General features: G+C 67.4%; 15 protein-coding genes and 2 pseudogenes. 9 read left to right on the plus strand and 8 right to left on the minus strand.

Going from position 1 to position 16,943, the window contains the following annotated elements; translation table 11 throughout:
* Positions 1-5: 5 nt before the first annotated feature.
* The 4 genes from JW364_RS09505 to JW364_RS09520 all read right to left on the minus strand — a co-directional run bounded on the left by JW364_RS09505 (position 6) and on the right by JW364_RS09520 (position 3,472).
* Positions 6-968 (minus strand): hypothetical protein, encoded by a 963-nt coding sequence (locus tag JW364_RS09505; RefSeq protein WP_058252454.1) that lies wholly within the window; start codon positions 966-968, stop codon positions 6-8.
* Positions 969-1,077: 109 nt separating this feature from the next.
* A complete protein-coding gene (locus tag JW364_RS09510) occupies positions 1,078-1,455 on the minus strand; it encodes a VOC family protein (protein ID WP_205333530.1) in 378 nt (125 codons plus the stop codon).
* A gap of 271 nt (positions 1,456-1,726) precedes the next feature.
* On the minus strand, positions 1,727-2,161 hold the full coding sequence (locus JW364_RS09515; protein WP_165629763.1) for a DUF1801 domain-containing protein: 435 nt from the start codon (positions 2,159-2,161) through the stop codon (positions 1,727-1,729).
* A 111-nt stretch (positions 2,162-2,272) separates the two neighbouring features.
* The gene (locus JW364_RS09520) at positions 2,273-3,472 is read right to left on the minus strand and encodes an NAD(P)/FAD-dependent oxidoreductase (protein ID WP_058252456.1); all 1,200 of its coding nucleotides are present in this window, start codon (positions 3,470-3,472) and stop codon (positions 2,273-2,275) included.
* Between the two features lie 113 nt (positions 3,473-3,585).
* Here JW364_RS09520 and JW364_RS09525 point away from each other — a divergent pair, with 113 nt between their 5' ends.
* On the plus strand, positions 3,586-5,247 hold the full coding sequence (locus JW364_RS09525; RefSeq protein ID WP_058252457.1) for an ABC-F family ATP-binding cassette domain-containing protein: 1,662 nt from the start codon (positions 3,586-3,588) through the stop codon (positions 5,245-5,247).
* 6 nt (positions 5,248-5,253) lie between these two features.
* On the opposite strand, the gene JW364_RS09530 is transcribed toward JW364_RS09525, so the two are convergent.
* Entirely contained in the window at positions 5,254-6,624 is a 1,371-nt protein-coding gene (locus JW364_RS09530; RefSeq protein WP_058252458.1) for an LLM class flavin-dependent oxidoreductase, read from the minus strand.
* Positions 6,625-6,800: 176 nt separating this feature from the next.
* Here JW364_RS09530 and JW364_RS09535 point away from each other — a divergent pair, with 176 nt between their 5' ends.
* Both JW364_RS09535 and JW364_RS09540 read left to right on the plus strand, forming a co-directional pair.
* A complete protein-coding gene (locus JW364_RS09535; RefSeq protein WP_058252459.1) occupies positions 6,801-7,172 on the plus strand; it encodes a helix-turn-helix transcriptional regulator in 372 nt (123 codons plus the stop codon).
* Between the two features lie 3 nt (positions 7,173-7,175).
* A complete protein-coding gene (locus JW364_RS09540) occupies positions 7,176-7,661 on the plus strand; it encodes an SRPBCC domain-containing protein (RefSeq protein WP_058252460.1) in 486 nt (161 codons plus the stop codon).
* A 3-nt stretch (positions 7,662-7,664) separates the two neighbouring features.
* On the opposite strand, the gene ygiD is transcribed toward JW364_RS09540, so the two are convergent.
* Entirely contained in the window at positions 7,665-8,507 is an 843-nt protein-coding gene (gene ygiD / locus JW364_RS09545) for a 4,5-DOPA dioxygenase extradiol (RefSeq protein WP_374100809.1), read from the minus strand.
* Between the two features lie 127 nt (positions 8,508-8,634).
* Here ygiD and JW364_RS09550 point away from each other — a divergent pair.
* From JW364_RS09550 to JW364_RS09575, 6 genes and pseudogenes are all read left to right on the plus strand, one after another.
* Positions 8,635-9,867, plus strand: a pseudogene (locus JW364_RS09550) (serine hydrolase domain-containing protein).
* A 68-nt stretch (positions 9,868-9,935) separates the two neighbouring features.
* A pseudogene (locus JW364_RS09555) lies at positions 9,936-10,536 on the plus strand (DUF1707 domain-containing protein).
* 127 nt (positions 10,537-10,663) lie between these two features.
* Positions 10,664-11,509 carry an ABC transporter permease gene (locus JW364_RS09560; protein ID WP_137810931.1) on the plus strand — a complete coding sequence of 282 codons (846 nt, stop codon included), beginning with the start codon at positions 10,664-10,666 and terminating at the stop codon, positions 11,507-11,509.
* A 40-nt stretch (positions 11,510-11,549) separates the two neighbouring features.
* Entirely contained in the window at positions 11,550-12,338 is a 789-nt protein-coding gene (locus JW364_RS09565) for an ABC transporter ATP-binding protein (protein WP_137810930.1), read from the plus strand.
* A 32-nt stretch (positions 12,339-12,370) separates the two neighbouring features.
* Positions 12,371-13,444, plus strand: a complete 1,074-nt coding sequence (locus JW364_RS09570) for an ABC transporter substrate-binding protein (protein WP_137810929.1) — start codon at positions 12,371-12,373, stop codon at positions 13,442-13,444.
* A 24-nt stretch (positions 13,445-13,468) separates the two neighbouring features.
* Positions 13,469-14,563 (plus strand): LLM class flavin-dependent oxidoreductase, encoded by a 1,095-nt coding sequence (locus JW364_RS09575; RefSeq protein ID WP_137810928.1) that lies wholly within the window; start codon positions 13,469-13,471, stop codon positions 14,561-14,563.
* A gap of 37 nt (positions 14,564-14,600) precedes the next feature.
* On the opposite strand, the gene JW364_RS09580 is transcribed toward JW364_RS09575, so the two are convergent.
* Entirely contained in the window at positions 14,601-15,647 is a 1,047-nt protein-coding gene (locus JW364_RS09580; protein WP_137810927.1) for a PHP domain-containing protein, read from the minus strand.
* Between the two features lie 91 nt (positions 15,648-15,738).
* Positions 15,739-16,083, minus strand: coding sequence for an Lsr2 family protein (locus tag JW364_RS09585; protein ID WP_058252466.1), 345 nt, complete (start codon positions 16,081-16,083; stop codon positions 15,739-15,741).
* Positions 16,084-16,943 lie beyond the last annotated feature (860 nt).

Consider the following 16,943-nt stretch of genomic DNA (forward strand, 5'->3'; position numbering starts at 1 on the left):
GGGCTTCAGGTCGCGTCGGCGATGATCTGCCGCTGGGCCGTGAACATCTCGGCCAGATTGTTGCTGACCGTGGTGTCCATCGCGGGCGGTGCGTCGTCAACCGTGTTGTGCGTGACCGTGAACGATACGCCCCGCTCCTCGCCGACCACGATGATCCCGGCGAGGTGAACCTCGATCGCACCGACCTCGTACTCGCCGGTCATCCGGACCGCTTTGTAGTCACCGTCGATCGGCAGCTCGACCTTCTCGAGCGCGAGAGTGACCGGGACGTCGCCGTCCTCGAGGGTCAGCGTGAAAGACGAACAGGCGGAGACGATCTCGTCGAACTCGTCGTAACCGTTGTCGGCCGGCTTGGTCACGTCGGCACTGTAGTTGTCGAGACCGAAGAGTATCTCGTTGGAGGACGAGGTCTCGGTGAGCTCGCGCTCCGCGCGTTCGTTGCCGGTCTGCTGAGACTGGACCAGCGTCGCACACTTCTCGTTGTCCACGGTGCTGCCGTCGTCGTCGGTACTGCCCGTCTCCGTGCTGAATTCGCCCGTGATGTCCGGGAACTGGTCTTCGGGCAGCACCAGTTGGAGGGCCGAGGCGGTCGGGATCGACGGTTCGTCGTCGCCACCACCGCGCAGGGTCAGCGCCAGCACCACCGCCACCACGACGATCAGTACGAGGACCAGTCCGCCGCCGCCGATGAACCACCACTTCTTGCTCCCGCTCTTGGCCGGCGGGGGCGGTTGCTGACCGAACGGCTGGCCATACGGTTGTTGAGCGTACGGATGCTGGCCGTAGGGTTGCCCGCCATAGGGCTGTTGGCCGTACGGCTGCCCACCGTACGGGCCCGGGTTCGGCGGCTGGCCGGGAGCCGGCTGCGGACCGCCGGGTTGGTGACCGCCAGAAGGCGGCCATCCGGGTTGCTGCGGCCCCTGCGGACCCATGGCGGTCGGCTGGTTGGGGTCGTAGGGACTGCCCACGGTCGGCTCCTCTTGGTCGGTGACCTCGGGAGATTACCGCGCTTCGGTGGGGGCATCGCCGGGTTTCATGCGACCGAATGAGCGACGTCCGGCAGACGGGTCCGGACGTTCACAGGAGCGCGGGCGGTGAGTATCTCGGTTCGTACAGCGTGATCTCTCCGGCACCGGGGACCTTGACCCGGACAGTCACGCCCCAGCCCTCATCGGTCGGGGTGCCCGCGAACTCGGCGCCTCGGCCGGCGAGTTCGCGCATGGTGGAGTCGAGATCGTCGCACATGAACGACACGTCGAACTTCTGATCGGTGCGCCCGGCGCTTCCCTCGTGCTCCCAGGCATTCGGGTGGGCTCCGAGTTCGCTGGGACCGGTCTGGAAGATCAGCCAGCCGCCGCCCGTGTCGACGTGCGGGAAGCGCAACACGTTGCGGAAGAAGGCGCGGGCGGCGTCCGGGTCGTCGCAGTAGATCAGTGTGTGCACCGCGGTGATCATGGCGATCAGAGTAGTCCGGCCGCGGGAGTCGAACCGGCGTTGTTCGCAGAAGCCCGAACCGGCTCCCAGCGCTGAATCTCCGTCCCCGTGAGTCGGCGCGAAGGGCAATATACCCTTCAAACCTGTTGAGGGGGAGGCAAATTCGCTGGGAGGACGATCCCGCGCCGGTTGCTGGCCCTTCGTGGCTCGTCGCTAACGCTCCTCACACCTCCGGGAGCAGGGCTGGGACCTGCGGGTTTACAGTCTTTCGGATGAGGCAGTAAGGGGAAGGTCAGCTCACCGCCTTGGCGACCAGCGTCGCGATGGTCTTTTCCGCCTCGGTGTCCAGGGTGCTGACCGCGAACGACGTCGGCCAGAATCCGCCGTCGTCGAGGTTGGCGTTCTGGGTGAACCCGAAGGTGGAGTACCGCTCCTTGTCGTCGTGCCCGCTGCGGAAGAAACACACCACCTTGCCCTGCGACGCGTAGGCCGGCTGTCCGTACCAGAGTTTGGGCGCGAGGTCCGGCGCGGTCGCGGTGACGATCGCGTGGATGCGTTCGGCCATCGCGCGATCGGCCGGGTCCATGGTCTCGAGCTTCGCGAGCAGATCGAGTTCCTCGGCCGCCTTCTTGTTCCCGCGCCCGCGGGTCTTCTCCTTCTCGAGTTCCGCGGCGCGCTCCTTCATCGCGGCCCGTTCCTGATCGGAGAATCCTCCAGAGCTGCCCATTCGCGTTCCCTTCGCGGTCGACGGCCTCGGGGCCGAGGCAGCTCTCACGGTAGTGCGCGGCGGGTCTAGGGGCTTCTCGATTCCGAACCGGTCACAGGTCTCGACGCGGACTCACACCCGCCCTCGCAGGATCGCGTTCCAGTACAGGCGCGGGAGGGCATATCGGTCGAAGGCCCACGCACTCCGGCGCGGTTTGAGCGGGTCGATGACCGACGGCAACGACGACGTGACGGTCCCGTCGCGGTCGAACTCGGCGGCGATCAGATGATGTGCGTCCGTCGCGATCGGAGCGACGGTGTACCCGTCGTAGGCGGTGAGCTCCTCGCCGGCCCGCGCGGCCGCGATGTTGTCTGCGAGCACCGAGATCTGCCGTCGCAACCCGCCGCCCGACGGGTCGGTCGCGATCGCGGCGCCATCACCGGCTCCCCAGATGGACGGATGGGTGCGGTGACGCAGCGTGCGCGGGTCGATGTCGACGAGCCCCCGGCCGCGGGCGCCGGCCAGGTCCGAGTCGGTCACCAGGTCGGCACCTCGGAAGGGCGGGACGAGGTGCAGCATGTCGTAGTACACGTCCTGGGTGTCCGAGCCGGTGACCACGGTGACCCGGCGATCGACCGGATGCAGTCGTACGGAGCTGTCGAGCAGCACGCGGACGCCGAGTTCGTCGAGGCACTCCGAGAGGCGGGCGTCGAGGGCATCGACGCCGAGCAGGCGGGGCCGGTCTACGGTCAAGGTGATGTCGAGCGACTCGAGGATTCCTCGACGCCGCCAGTGGGCGGCGGCCAGGAAGAGTGGTTTGAGTGTGGTCCCGGTGCAGCTGACCGGCGGACGCGGGACGGTGAACACGGCCCGTCCACCCCGCGGCATCGAGGTGACGAGATCCCAGGTCTGTTCGGCCCGGTCGAGATAGTTGCTGGCCACCGCCGGGTCGGCGATCGCGAGCTCGATCCCCGGCATCGCGTCGTGATCCGGTACGAGTCCGACGGCCAGGACGAGGTCCCGGTAGCCGATGTCGGCGCCCGAGACGCAGCGGACCGTTCGCTTTCCCGCGTCGACGACGACGGCGGTGTCGCGCAACCACGTCACCCCGTCCGGCGTCACCGATCGCTGCGTGCGCTCGGCGTCCTGCAGCGTCGCCTGACCTCCGCCGACGTAGGAGAGCAGTGGGCGGTACGTGTGGACGGCCTGCGGTTCGATCACCGCGACATCGGTGACGCCCAGGCGCAGCAGTCGCGCCGCCGCGCTGAGGCCGGCGTTTCCGCCGCCGACGATGACGACGTCGAAGTGTCGGGTCTCGCGAGATGAGGTCATGCGGGTCAATACCCGGCCGGGCGCTCGGGAAAACCGGGGGAGTCGGCTGCCGCGTGCCGGAGCCGCCTCGGCCGGGTCCTCGTGGTCCGAGAGCTGGGTGCGACCATGGACCGATGACCGCCACGCTCGTCGCCAAGGACGTCGCCGGGGGATATGCCCACCGCGTCCTCTTCGACCACCTCGATCTCACGGTGGCACCCGGCGACGTGATCGGCGTGGTCGGTGCGAACGGTGCCGGGAAGACCACGCTGCTGCGGGTACTCGCCGGTGATCTCGCGCCCCTGGAGGGGACGGTGACCCGTGCACCGTCCGACGCTTTCGTCGGATGGTTGCCGCAGGAGCACGAACGGGTTCCCGGTGAGGTGGTGCGCGCGTACGTCGCCCGCCGGACGGGGTGCGCGGCGGCGACGACCGCGATGGACGCGGCGGCGGACGCGTTGGCCGACCCCGACGCCGCGGCGCCGGGAGATCCGGCCGAGACGTATGCGGCCGCGCTCGACCACTGGTTGGCCACCGGGGCGGCCGATCTCGACGAGCGGCTGCCCGCGGTCCTCGCCGACCTCGGGCTCGGTGACGGTGTCATCGACCCGGATGCCACCCTGATGGCGGATCTGTCCGGCGGCCAGGCCGCCCGGGTCGGGCTCGCCGCGCTGCTGTGCTCGCGCTTCGACATCGTGCTCCTCGACGAACCGACCAACGACCTCGATCTCGACGGTCTCGCGCGCCTGGAGGAGGTCGTGGCCGGCATGCGGGGCGGCGTCGTCCTCGTCAGTCACGACCGAGAGTTTCTCGCGCGCAGCGTCACCCGGGTGCTCGAACTCGACCTCGCGCAGCACACCAACACCGTGTACGGCGGCGGCTACGAGAGCTACCTCGAGGAGCGTGCCGTCGCCCGCCGTCACCGTCGCGAGGAGTACGAGGAGTTCGCGGCCAGGAAGGCCGACCTCGTCGCACGCGCTCGGACCCAGCGTGAATGGTCGAGCCAGGGTGTCCGCAATGCCATCCGGAAAGCGCCGGACAACGACAAGATCCGACGCCGCGCCGCCACCGAGTCCAGTGAGAAGCAGGCGCAGAAGGTCCGGCAGATGGAGAGCCGGATCGCTCGGCTCGACGAGGTCGCCGAACCGCGCAAGGAATGGGTTCTCGAGTTCACCATCGGGTCCGCGCCGCGCTCCAGCTCGGTGGTCGCCACCCTCAATGAAGCGGTCGTGCGACAGGGGGATTTCGTGCTGGGCCCGGTGTCGTTACAGGTGAACGCCGGCGAACGCATCGGCATCACGGGCCACAACGGTGCCGGCAAGACGACGCTGCTGCGGCTACTGCTCGGTCGCGTCGAACCCGACGAGGGGACCGCGCGACTCGGTGCCAACGTCGCGATCGGCGAGATCGACCAGGCGCGTGGCCTGTTCACCGGTCCCCGGCCGCTGGCCGAACGGTTCGAAGCGCTGGTCCCCGAATACTCCACCGCGGACGTGCGGACGTTGCTCGCCAAGTTCGGCCTGCGGGCCGATCACGTGGACCGGCCGGTCGGAGAGCTGTCACCCGGCGAACGCACGCGGGCCGGACTCGCCCTGCTGCAGGCGCGGGGCACCAATGTCCTTGTCCTCGACGAGCCGACCAACCACCTCGACCTGCCGGCCATCGAACAACTCGAGTCCGCTCTCGATTCCTACGACGGCGCAGTGCTTCTCGTGACCCACGATCGGCGCATGCTGCAGAACGTGCGCGTCGACCGGCACTGGGACGTCGACGGCGGCCGGGTCGGCGAGCGCTGAGTTCTCTCAGCCCGCGAGCCGGGTGTCTACCCCACGCACGTCCGCGGGCAGATCCTCCTCGGCGCTCCCGAGCCCGAGGTGCTCGCGCAGGGTCGTGCCCTCGTACTCCGTGCGGAACAGGCCGCGGCGCTGCAACTCCGGCACCACGTAGTCCACGAAATCGTTGAAGGTGCCCGGGGTTTGCGCACTCGACACGATGAACCCGTCGGCCTCACCGCCGGTGAAGGACTCCTCGATCTGATCCGCGACATCGGCGGCCGTGCCGACGAACTGCGGCAGCAGGACTCCCTGGGCGTAGAGCTTGCCGATGTCGCGGAGGGTGAGACTGTCCCGCTCGGAGAGGCGTCGGGCGACGTCGAACAGCCCCTGTGTGCCGCTCACCTGGACGTCTTCGACGGGAGCGTCGAGATCGTAGGCGGAGAAGTCGTGGTCGGTGTGAACCGACAGCGTGATCAGGCCGGAGATCGGATCGGCGAGTTCGTTGTGGAACGCCTGCTTCTCCCGGGCGATCGACTCGGTCTCGCCGATGAACGGGATGAACGCCGGGAAGATTGTGACGTGGTCGGGATTTCGGCCGAAGTTCACCGCCCGCGACTTCACGTCGTCGTAGTAGGCCCGGCGTCCCTCCGGGGTCGGGTCGATCTCGAAGATCGCCTCCGCCCACCGCGCGGCGAAGTCCTTGCCGGTGTTCGACGACCCCGCCTGGATGAGTACCGGGCGATGCTGCGGTGAGCGGGGCTGGTTGAGCGGACCCCGCGTGCGGTAGTGCGTGCCTTCGTGGTCGACGGTGTGGATCTTCGACGGATCCGCCCAGACGCCGGACTCCTTGTCGGCGGTGACGGCGTCGGCATCCCAGCTCGACCACAGCTTGATCGCCGTGCTGACGAACTCCTCGGCACGCACGTACCGCTCGTCGTGTCCGACGTGGTCGTCGAAGCCGAAGTTCTGCGCCTCGGCCTGCGACAGCGACGTCACGATGTTCCACGCGATCCGTCCACGGGTGAGGTGATCGAGGGAACCGAAGACGCGCGCGAGTTCGTAGGGGTGAAAGTAGGTGGTGGACTTGGTGACCGCGATACCGAGTCGCGTGGTGACGGCGGCGATGCTCGCCGCGACCAGGCTCGGATCGATCGTCGCGGCGGCCTGAGTGCCGCGCCGGAAGGGTTCGGACTGGTTACCGCCGAACCGGACCGGTGCGGCGAGCAGGTCGGCGAAGAAGGCGAAGTCGAACTTGCCGCGTTCGAGGATGCGGCCGACCCGGTGGTAGTGGTCTGGCCCGAAGTAGTCGGTCTCCGAGCCGGGATGACGCCATGCGGCGTGCGAATGGGTGACGGGGGAGGCGATCAAGAAACCACCGAGGTGGAGCTGACGGGTCACGAGTGGGGTCCTTCGGGTTCGGGATCGCGGAGTCGGTCCGGTGGCGGCGACGCGCGACGGGTGCAGCGAGACGGTCGGGACAAGTCAAGGCGCAGGGTCCGCCGGAGGCCAGGGTTGAGCCCGTCGTGATCGCAACAGACCCTTGACATACAACCAATTGGTTGTATGTTTGAGGCGTGGCCGAGAATGCAGGCGAACCGACAGACGAGGATCGGGCCGACGCCCTGTTCCACGCGTTGTCGGACCGCACCCGTCGTGACATCCTGCGACGCGTGCTCGCCGGCGAACACTCGGTCTCGGTGCTCGCCGCGAAATACGACATGAGCTTCGCGGCGGTACAGAAGCACGTCGCCGTCCTGGAGAAGGCCGGTCTGCTCACCAAGCGTCGTTCCGGACGCGAGCAGCTGGCCAGCGGCGATGTCGCGGCAGTGCGTTCGGTGGCCTCGATGCTCACCGAGCTCGAAGCGGTGTGGCGTGGTCGTATCGCCCGCATCGACGATCTACTCACGCTCGAATCACCCTCACCCACAATCACACCGGAGGAATGACCAATGCCTGTCATCGATGTGACACCCGACCTGGACGCCCGGACGATCACCATCAACGCCGAGTTCGCGGCCCCGATCGAACGGGTGTGGCAGATCTACGCCGATCCGCGTCAGCTCGAGAAGATCTGGGGCCCGCCCACCTATCCGGCGACCGTCGTCGACCACGACCTGCGCCCGGGCGGCAAGGTCACGTACTACATGACCAGTCCCGAGGGCGAGAAGTTCGGCGGCTACTGGAAAGTCGAATCGGTGGACGAGCCCACCGGCTTCACCTTCCTGGACGGCTTTGCCGACGGGGACCTCAACCCGATCACCGACATGCCCGAATCCCGCAATTCCTACGCATTCACCGAGACGGACGGTAAGACCGTCGCCACCTTCATCAGCACCTACGACTCGGCCGAGGCGTTGCAGAAGGTGCTCGACATGGGAGTCGTCGAAGGTGCGTCGTCGGCGATCAACCAGATCGACGAGTTCCTCGCGGCCTGAGGGTCACAGGTTCGAGTTGAGTGTCGGAAACCCCTCGGGCAGTTCGGCAGCCGGGCCACCGGCGCCGGACCCCGTGGGCTCGACCTCCAGCCCGTGCGTGTAGGCGGCCATCGAGATCGACCCGGCGGCATGGCCGTCCACGAGCAGATTCAGCGGGGCGTCCCCGGCGAGTCCGGCGATGTACAGCATCGGCAGATAGTGGTCCGGGGTCGGCACGGACTTGTCGAAGTCGGGATGTCCGTCCAGACTCAGCACACTCGACGGCTTGTCCAGCAACACCTCTCGGGCCGCATCGTCGAACCGGTGGGCCCAGTCGAATCCGCTGTCGGGCTTCGCGAAGTCGACCGCGCGTAGGTTGTGCACGATGTTGCCGCTGCCGATGATCAGCACACCCTGGTCGCGGAGCGGGGCGAGCCGGCGGCCCAGTTCGTAGTGGTGTTCGTAGTCCTTGAAAGCGTTGAGCGACAACTGGAGTACGGGTACGGACGCATCCGGGAACGTGTGCACCAGCACCGACCACGTGCCGTGGTCGATACCCCAGCTGTCGACGTCGTGACCGCACCACGTGGGTTTGACGACATCGGAGACCATGTCGGCGACATCCGGGTCGCCCGGGGCAGGGTACTCCACGTCGAAGAGGTCCTGCGGGAAACCGTAGAAGTCGTGGATGGTCCGTGGCCGTGGCATCGCCGTCACGGCGGTGGCGTTGGTGTACCAGTGCGCCGAGATCACCAGGATCGCTCGCGGTTTCGGCACCGATGCACCCAGAGCGGCCCAGGCCTCGGTGTACTTGTTGCGCTCCAGGGCGTTCATCGGGTTGCCGTGACCGATGAACGCGACCGGCATCGTCCCCGAGCTCGTCGCGTCTACCGCTGACATCGTCGCCTCCTCCGGCCGATTGCGGACGGAGTCGACGCTACTCCGGAATCGACGAAGTCGCCGACAGGGGTTCGGCGCCCGTGAAAATTCGACAATGCACAAGCGCTGGTCAATGCTGATTGCCGCGGTCCTCGCGATCGTTCTGGCGGCGTGCGGCACCGGGGGCGGTGCCGAACCCGCGTCCTCGTAGGCGTCGTCGTCCAACCCGCAGCAGGCGGCGCAGATCGAGTAGATCGTCGAAGGACTGATGGAGTCCCAACACCTCAAGTCGGTGATCGTGCGTGTCACCGACGACGGCCAGGAGGTGACCACCAAGGCGTTCGGCGAGTCGCAGACCGGTGTGCCCGCCACCGCGGACATGCACTTCCGCAACGGGTCGGTCGCCATCGCCTACGTCGCGGCGGTGCTGTTGCAACTCGTCGACGAGAAGGCGGTCGCCCTCGACGACATCATCGCGACATGGGTGCCCCAGATCCCCAACAGCGACCGGGTCACCCTCCGGCAACTGGCGACGATGACGTCGGGGTATCAGGACTATGTGCTCGGCAACGACGCGTTCGAGATCGAGGAGCTGACGAACCCGTTCAAGGCGTGGACGACCGACGAGATGTTGTCCTACGCGGTGAACAAGCCGCTGCTCTACGCGCCGGGGACGAACTGGAACTACGCGCACACCAACTACGTGATCCTCGGCCTCGTGCTGGAGAAGATCACCGGTGAATCGGTCGCGGATCTACTCCGGCAGCGGATCTCCGAGCCGCTCGACCTCGACAAGACGGTGTCGGATCTGACGGCGGTGATCCCGGAACCCGCCCTGCATGCCTACTCGTCGGAATGCCGCGGGATTCTGAACCCTCCACCGTCGACGCCGTTCTACGAGGAGACGACCGGCTGGAACCCGTCGTGGAGCATCACCCACGGTGCGATCCAGACGTCGAACATCTACGACGTCGAGGCGACGGCCCGGAAACTCTTCGCGGGGGAGACGCTGTCGGCCGAGGGCTACGACACCATGGTCTCCACCCGGCTCCGCGGCGTGGCGCGTCCGCTGGCCGGTTGCTCGACGTGCCGGCCGATGAACGAGGAGTACACCTACGGCATGGGAGTGCTGACCGGCGGCTGGATCGTGCAGAACCCGTTGTTCAACGGCTACGCGGCGGTCGTCGGGTATCTCCCGTCAGAGAAGATCGCCATCGCGGTGGCGGTGACCTACGACGCCGAGGCGTTCGGTCCGGACGGCTCGTACGCCAACGGCGGCAATCCGATCTTCGCGCAGATCGGCGCCCTGATGGCCCCCGACTCCGCGCCACCGATCCCGCGGAACTGACGCCGCCGCGAGCCCCGGCCGTCGTGCTGCGAAAACCCACCCAGCGCGGGTGCCATAAGGTGGCAGGTATGGTCGACCGCCTCCCCGACGACGATCTACGGGTCGGAAACCCGGAACGCGAACGGGCCGTGACTCTTCTCAACGACGCCTTCTCGTCGGGATATCTGGAGATCGCGGAGTTCGAGGACCGGTCCGGTCTGGTGTACGCCGCCAAGACCCGCGCAGACCTGCGAGCCGTCCTGGAACACCTGCCGAACGCCGGTCGCCTGTTCAACGAGCCGGGCCAGGCCGTAGCCGCGACCCCGGCCGTCGCCGTCCCTTCGACCGGGCCCGTGCACCTCGCGGCCGAGTGGGAGACGGTTCGACGCAAGGGCACGTGGCATGTTCCGCCGTCGACGCTGGTCACCGGCAGCATGGGCACCGTCGACATGGACTTCACCCATGCGACGTTCCCCGGCCCGTCGACGATCCTGCAGCTGCAGGTCTCCATCACCACGGTGAAGCTCCGGATCGGCCCCGATCAGGAGATAAGGTACGGCGACCTGCAACTCTCCGGATGGTCGAAGGTGAAGGACAAGGCCGGCGCACCGACGCGTCCGGGCGGACCGGTGATCGAGCTGACGGGTTCGGCGTCGGGAATGAACCGGCATCGTCATCAAACGGAGCTGACGCACCGAACCGTATCGACCGGGGCTGACCGCTCGCCGTTACGCGAACGCTGGGCGGGTGGCCTACTTGTGCTCACGCTGAACTCAACGGTGTCGCGAGTGTTTCCCGATTCGTAACGTTGCCGCACGTGGCCGACCGAACACTCAGTATCAGCGCGCCCGGCGATCCGCGGGCGGTGGACCCGGGGTCGTCCGACTCCCCATCGGCCAAGGCGGACCGGTCGTCCCGGCTGCACACCATCCTGCGCGCGCTGTCACCCATCGCCGTTCTCGTGCTCTGGCAGGTGGGCAGCGCACTGGGGATCATCCCGCAGGACAAGCTGCCCGCACCGTCGCTGATCGCCGAGGCCGGGTGGGAGGTCCTGAACAACGGACAACTCCTCGACGCGATCGCGGCGTCGGCGCAGCGGGTCGCGATCGGACTGACGATCGGCGTCGCGGTCGGGATCGGTCTGGGCTTGCTGGTCGGCCTGAGCAAGTTCGCCGACTCGGCCATCGACCCGAACATGCAGGCTATACGCGCACTTCCGCTCTTCGGTCTGATCCCGTTGTTCATCCTGTGGTTCGGCATCGGCGAGATGCCCAAGGTGCTGCTCGTGTCCCTCGGCGCGCTGTTCCCCCTCTACCTGAACACCTCCGCCGCGATTCGCCAGATCGACGGCCGCCTGGTGGAAAGCGCTCGCGTGCTGGGCTTCTCGCGGCTCACCACCATCCGCGATCTCATCATCCCGGGTGCCATGCCGCAGATCCTGGTCGGTCTGCGCCAGGCCCTGGCGATCGCATGGCTCAGCCTCATCGTCGCCGAGCAGATCGCGGCCACGTCCGGGCTGGGATACCTGATCAACAACGCGCGCGACTTCCTGCGCACCGACATCATCTTCTTCGGCCTGATCGTCTACGCCGCAATGGGTTTGATCACCGACGCCATCGTGCGCGCGCTGGAGCGCTACACGACCCGATACCAGAACCGGTGACGCCCCCAACCCGCACATCCCGAGTCCAGGAGGCCCGACCATGACCGCCATCGCCACCCGAGATCTCGAGGTCCCGTCCCCCGACGACCTGGTCGACCCCGCCGGATACGCCGCGGAAGTCGAGAACGCAAGCCTGAGCTACGGGGACAATCTCGTGTTGCGGGACGTGACCCTACGGGTCGGGGCGCACGAGATCGTCGCGCTCATCGGACGCAGCGGCAGTGGCAAGTCGACGCTGCTTCGCCTGCTGGCGGGCCTGTCGCAGACCGAGTCGGGCAGCGTCCGGACCGCCGGTCACCCGGCGGTGTCCTTCCAGGAGCCGCGACTCTTCCCCTGGCGCACCGTCTTACAGAACGTCGCCTTCGGCCTCGTGCGCGAGAAGGTCGGCAAGTCACAGGCCCGCGAACGCGCGTGCCGCACCCTCGGCGAGGTCGGCCTGAGCGACAAGACGGCTGCGTGGCCCGCGCAACTCTCGGGTGGTCAGGCGCAACGGGTCTCGCTCGCCCGTGCGCTCGTGGCCCGTCCGCAACTGCTGCTGCTCGACGAGCCGTTCGGCGCACTCGACGCCCTCACTCGGCGCACGATGCACGAACTGCTCATCTCGCTGTGGCGCGACAACGGGTTCGGTGCACTCCTCGTCACCCACGACGTCGACGAGGCGTTGCGGCTGGCCGACCGCGTCGTCGTCCTGGCCGGTGGCGAGATCGTCGAAGACCTCACCGTGCCCCGTCCACGTCAGACCGGCGACGCCGATGATCCCGACTCCGAGATCCCGCGCCTGCGAGCCGAATTGCTGACCGCACTCGGCGTCACCGATTCGGCGCGCTGACCCTCCCGTTCCCTGACCGAAAGCCGATCTCGATGACACACCACCATCTTTCCGTGCGCGCATCCCGGCCCCGACGGCGCCGCGTGCTCGCCGCCGTGCTGGCCACCGCCGCCCTGACCCTGGGCCTCGCGGGCTGTGTGCAGCGGGAGGACACCGCCGAATCGATCGCGAACGAGACGGTCGACGTCGCCTCACTGCAGGACCTGACCCTCCGAGTCGGAGACCAGAAGGGCGGCACCGAAGCCCTACTGCGCGCCTCGGGCGAACTCGAGAAGCTCCCGTTCACCATCGAATTCTCCACCTTCACCTCCGGCCCGCCGCAGATCGAGGCCGCCACCGCAGGCAAGATCGACTTCGCGGTCACCGGGAACACGCCGCCCATCTTCGGCGCCGCGGCGAACGCGAAGGTCAAGATCGTCACCGGGTACGCGAACAACGCCAGCGGCGACGCGATCCTGATCCCGGGAACGTCGTCACTGGCCTCGGTCGCCGACCTCAGGGGCAAGAAGGTCGCCGTGGCGAAGGGCAGCTCGGCCCACGGACATCTGCTGCTGCAACTGAACAAGGTGAATCTGACCCTGGGGCCCGGCAAGGACGTCGAGCCGGTCTTCCTGCAGCCCGCGGATGCGTTGTCGGCGTTCACCTCCGGGAACGTCGACGCATGGGCGATCTGGGACCCGTACACCGCGATCGTCCAGCTCGAGAACAACCCGAAGACGCTCGTCACGGCCGAAGGCGTATCGAACGGTTACGGTTTCGGGATCGCGGGCGACGAGGCGCTTGCCGACCCGCGTCGCAACACCGCAGTACGGGAACTGGCGCTCGGGATCGCGCGGGCCGCCAACTGGGCCAAGGCCAACCCGGAAGAGTGGGCCGAGCAGTACTCCGCCGAGGTCGGGATCGACCCGCGGGCCGGCGCGATCGCCCAGGGCCGCAGCCTCCGACCCGCGATCGCACTCGACGACAGCGTCGTGGCGTCGGAGCAGGAGCTCGCCGACGCCTTCGCCGACTCCGGGCAACTCCAGGGGCAGGTCGACTTCGCGACGTTCGTCGACAACCGCTACGACGAGGCCCTGGCACCGCTGTTCGGCACGCCCCAGTCCTAGAGGTGCGAGAAAGGGACCACGCCCATGAGCCATTTCCATTGGTTTCTGCCGACCGCCGGTGACAGCCGCGGGATTGTCGGAGCCTCACATGCATCGGCGACGAAACGGCACCCTCCGGGTTACCGTGCGCCAGACCTGCCGTACCTGATCGATGTCGCACGCACCGCCGATCGGCTCGGCTACGAGAGTGTCCTGACCCCGACCGGAACCTGGTGCGAGGACGCGTGGCTGACCACGGCCGCCGCGATCACCCACACCGAGCAGTTGACCTTCCTCGTCGCATTCCGCCCCGGGCTGATCTCGCCGACCCTGGCCGCACAGCAGGCGGCGACGCTCCAGCGATTCTCGGGTGGACGGATCGCGGTCAACATCGTGACCGGCGGTGACGAGGTCGAGCAACGCCGGTTCGGTGACTGGGTCGACCACGACCGCCGTTACGCGCGCACCGACGAGTTCGTGCAGATCGTCGACCGGCTCTGGTCCGGTGAGACCGTCGACTTCGACGGAGAGTTCTACCGGATCGCCGGGGCGTTCCTCGCGGATCCGCCGACCGATCCACCGCGGATCTACTTCGGCGGGTCGTCGGACCCGGCACTGACCGTTGCGGCCTCGCGTGCCCAGGTCTACCTCACGTGGGGCGAGCCGCCGGCGGTGGCCGGAGAGAAGATCGCGGAGGTGGCGCGACGCGCCGAGACGGTCGGCCGGTCGCTCGAATACGGTGTGCGGCTGCATGTCATCGCCCGCGAGACCTCCGAGGAGGCGTGGCGGGTCGCCGACACACTGCTGCAGGGGATCTCCGACGAAGAGATCGAGACCGCGTTCGCCCTGCACTCGGTCTCGGACTCGACCGGTCAGCGCCGGATGGCCGAACTCCACGGCGGACGTCGCGATGCGCTCGAGATCCATCCCGGCTTGTGGGCGGGGGTCGGGCTCATCCGTGGGGGAGCCGGCACCGCGCTCGTCGGCAGCTACGACGAGGTCGCGGCGCTGATCGGCGAGTACGAATCCGAGGGCTTCTCCCACTTCATCCTGTCGGGCTATCCGCACATCGAGGAAGCGCACTGGTTCGCCGAAGGCGTGCTGCCGGTGATCCGAGACCGCGTCGACGCCCTGAGCTGACAGCACGTTCTGGGCCGCTCGGGCCCAGCGGGACAGGTCAGCGGGCGAGCCACTCCGACAACCGGTCCGACGACCATGTCGTGACGATCCGGTCGGGGTCGATGCCGTGGTCGACGGCCCGCCGCGCGCCGAGGATCTTGAAGTCGAGTTGCCCGGGTGCGTGGGCGTCGGAGTCGATCGCGAACAGGCAGCCCGCGTCGTCGGCGATCTCGATCAGTTCGTCGGGCGGGTCGACCCGCTCCGGACGGGAGTTGATCTCCACGATGGTGTCGTGGGCCGCGCAGGCGGCGAACACGGCCTCGGCGTCGAAGGTCGAGGGTGGGCGGTGGCCCCGGCCGCTCAGCACTCGCCGGCCTGTGCAGTGGCCGAGGACGTGCACCCGTGGATCGGAGACCGCGGCGATGAGCCGGTCGGTCATGGCGTCGTGCGCCATGCGCAGATTTGAGTGCACGGATGCGGTCACGACGTCGAGTCGGGCGATCATCTCGTCGGTCTGATCGAGCGTGCCGTCGTCGAGGATGTCGATCTCGATTCCACGGAAGAGACGAAAGTTGCTGCTGTGACCGGTGTTCCAGTTGTCGATCGCCTCGATCTGGGCGGCGAGCCGTTCCGGGCTCAGTCCGTTCGCGACCGTGAGGCGCGGCGAGTGGTCGGTGATCGCGAGCCAGTCGTGGCCGGAGGCCTCCGCAGCCGCGGCCATCTCGTCGATGGGCGCCCCGCCGTCGCTCCAGTCGGTGTGGGCGTGCAGGTCGCCGACAACGGCCTCCACGAGGCCCTCGGCGCCGTCGGGGGCGAGGGGTGGATCTTCGCCCTGCAAACGTGCGAGGTACCCCGGTAGCTCACCGTCGGCGGCCTCGGCGATGACCGCCGCGGTGGTCTTGCCGATTCCCTTGATCGCGGTGAGAGTGCCGGCGACAGCCCGTGCGTGTAGCTCGGACGGGTCGAGTCCGGCGGCCGCCTGCCCGGCGCGGCGGAAGGCCTCCACGCGGTACGTGCTCTCCCGGCGACGCTCGAGCAGCCACGAGATGCGCTCGAGTGCGCGAATCGGGTCCACCGGAGCCGACAGCGGGGTCAGGGGCCTCATCGGCGAACAGCCCTTTCAACGCCTGTTGCCCGGCACGCGAAAGGCGGCCGGGCAACAGGTCTCATGTGTGATGACGGTCAGGTCTGACCGATCAGTGTGCGGCTTCGAAGGCCTCGATGATGCTCTGCGGGATGCGACCGCGATCACTCAGTTCGTAACCTTCGCGGATGGCCCACTCGCGAATCGCCTTGGTGGTCTCCTTGTTGCGTCCGCCCCCGGTCGCAGTCGACGCCGTTGCGGTGCGCTTGGTCACGCGACCGGTCTGGCGGGAGATGTCGAGGTACTTCGACAGCGAATCGCGGAATTGCTGCGCGTGCTTCGACGAAGTGTCGAACTCGTAGTTCTTTCCATCGAGTGACCACCGGACGGTTTCGTACTGATCCAGCACCTTACCGTCGAGATCGTCGATGACCTGAACGATTTCCTTTTTCGCCATGAATTGCTTGTCCCCTCGAATTGTGTCATCCGACCAAGACGGACGTGCAAGGCCTGAAAACCTGCGTCCCCCCGTTTTGATCTATTCCAACTGTGCACAGCTTAGACCCAAACCATGAGTACTTGCTGAGAACCCCCGCCTAGACCATAAATCATTGAATAGCGTTAGGGAAGTCGAGACACGGCCGTTTGTTAACCAGTCGGATCCACGCTGGTGTCGACGGCGGGTTACGCGCAGTGGCGGTCCGGTTCGAAGTAGGTGTGCGCTAGCTCGTGGGCACTGCCCCGGTCGTCCGCCGGGACGATTCGTCCGATTCCTCCGGTGACACGCTCACCAACGCTTCGGGTGCCCGATCCGCTGCATAGATGGTTTGGTAACCGTTCGGGGTGATTGCGAATCCTGATTGAGAACGCGATTCGAGACAGAACATACCGACGGTCTCAACGAGACAAGAAAATCGCGATATCGAAATAGTGCGACCGAAGTCGACAATCGAACTGCGATACAGAACGGGATATCGATTGGCGCACGCACCGCGCTGCGGTCCATCCGGTCCCAGGACGGCGTAATCCCGAGCCCAGTCGCAGGCGCCCGACGCGGACGACGGACGTTCCGCCGAGGAATCGTCGTCCGCATCCTCATCGATCCGACAGGCGAGGGCCGACGAACCGTTGGTACCGGTCGAGCAATTCACCGCCCGATCCGGCGTCGAGAAATGGAAACCGGACGAGTCCTGCAGCGGCGAATCCTCCGTCACCGAGCCCTGGTGGAAACGCGAGTTGTCGACGCGTGGTGCCACTGCGACGACTCGCCCGATTGTCCAGTCGGGCAGATTCCGCGCCGAGTCCTCGCCGGTGGTC

This window comes from Gordonia sp. BP-119 (assembly GCF_016924115.1).
GTDB lineage: Bacteria > Actinomycetota > Actinomycetes > Mycobacteriales > Mycobacteriaceae > Gordonia > Gordonia hongkongensis.

What these genes read in the sequence shown, in the direction of transcription:
- ygiD (WP_374100809.1), bottom strand. Translation starts at nt 8,507, where the DNA reads ATGCCGGTCGCGTTCATCGGTCACGGCAACCCGATGAACGCCCTGGAG.
- JW364_RS09580 (WP_137810927.1), bottom strand. Translation starts at nt 15,647, where the DNA reads ATGAGGCCCCTGACCCCGCTGTCGGCTCCGGTGGACCCGATTCGCGCA.
- JW364_RS09515 (WP_165629763.1), bottom strand. Translation starts at nt 2,161, where the DNA reads ATGGGCAGCTCTGGAGGATTCTCCGATCAGGAACGGGCCGCGATGAAG.
- JW364_RS09520 (WP_058252456.1), bottom strand. Translation starts at nt 3,472, where the DNA reads ATGACCTCATCTCGCGAGACCCGACACTTCGACGTCGTCATCGTCGGC.
- JW364_RS09575 (WP_137810928.1), top strand. Translation starts at nt 13,469, where the DNA reads ATGAGCCATTTCCATTGGTTTCTGCCGACCGCCGGTGACAGCCGCGGG.
- JW364_RS09540 (WP_058252460.1), top strand. Translation starts at nt 7,176, where the DNA reads ATGCCTGTCATCGATGTGACACCCGACCTGGACGCCCGGACGATCACC.
- JW364_RS09585 (WP_058252466.1), bottom strand. Translation starts at nt 16,083, where the DNA reads ATGGCGAAAAAGGAAATCGTTCAGGTCATCGACGATCTCGACGGTAAG.
- JW364_RS09570 (WP_137810929.1), top strand. Translation starts at nt 12,371, where the DNA reads ATGACACACCACCATCTTTCCGTGCGCGCATCCCGGCCCCGACGGCGC.
- JW364_RS09510 (WP_205333530.1), bottom strand. Translation starts at nt 1,455, where the DNA reads ATGATCACCGCGGTGCACACACTGATCTACTGCGACGACCCGGACGCC.
- JW364_RS09525 (WP_058252457.1), top strand. Translation starts at nt 3,586, where the DNA reads ATGACCGCCACGCTCGTCGCCAAGGACGTCGCCGGGGGATATGCCCAC.
- JW364_RS09565 (WP_137810930.1), top strand. Translation starts at nt 11,550, where the DNA reads ATGACCGCCATCGCCACCCGAGATCTCGAGGTCCCGTCCCCCGACGAC.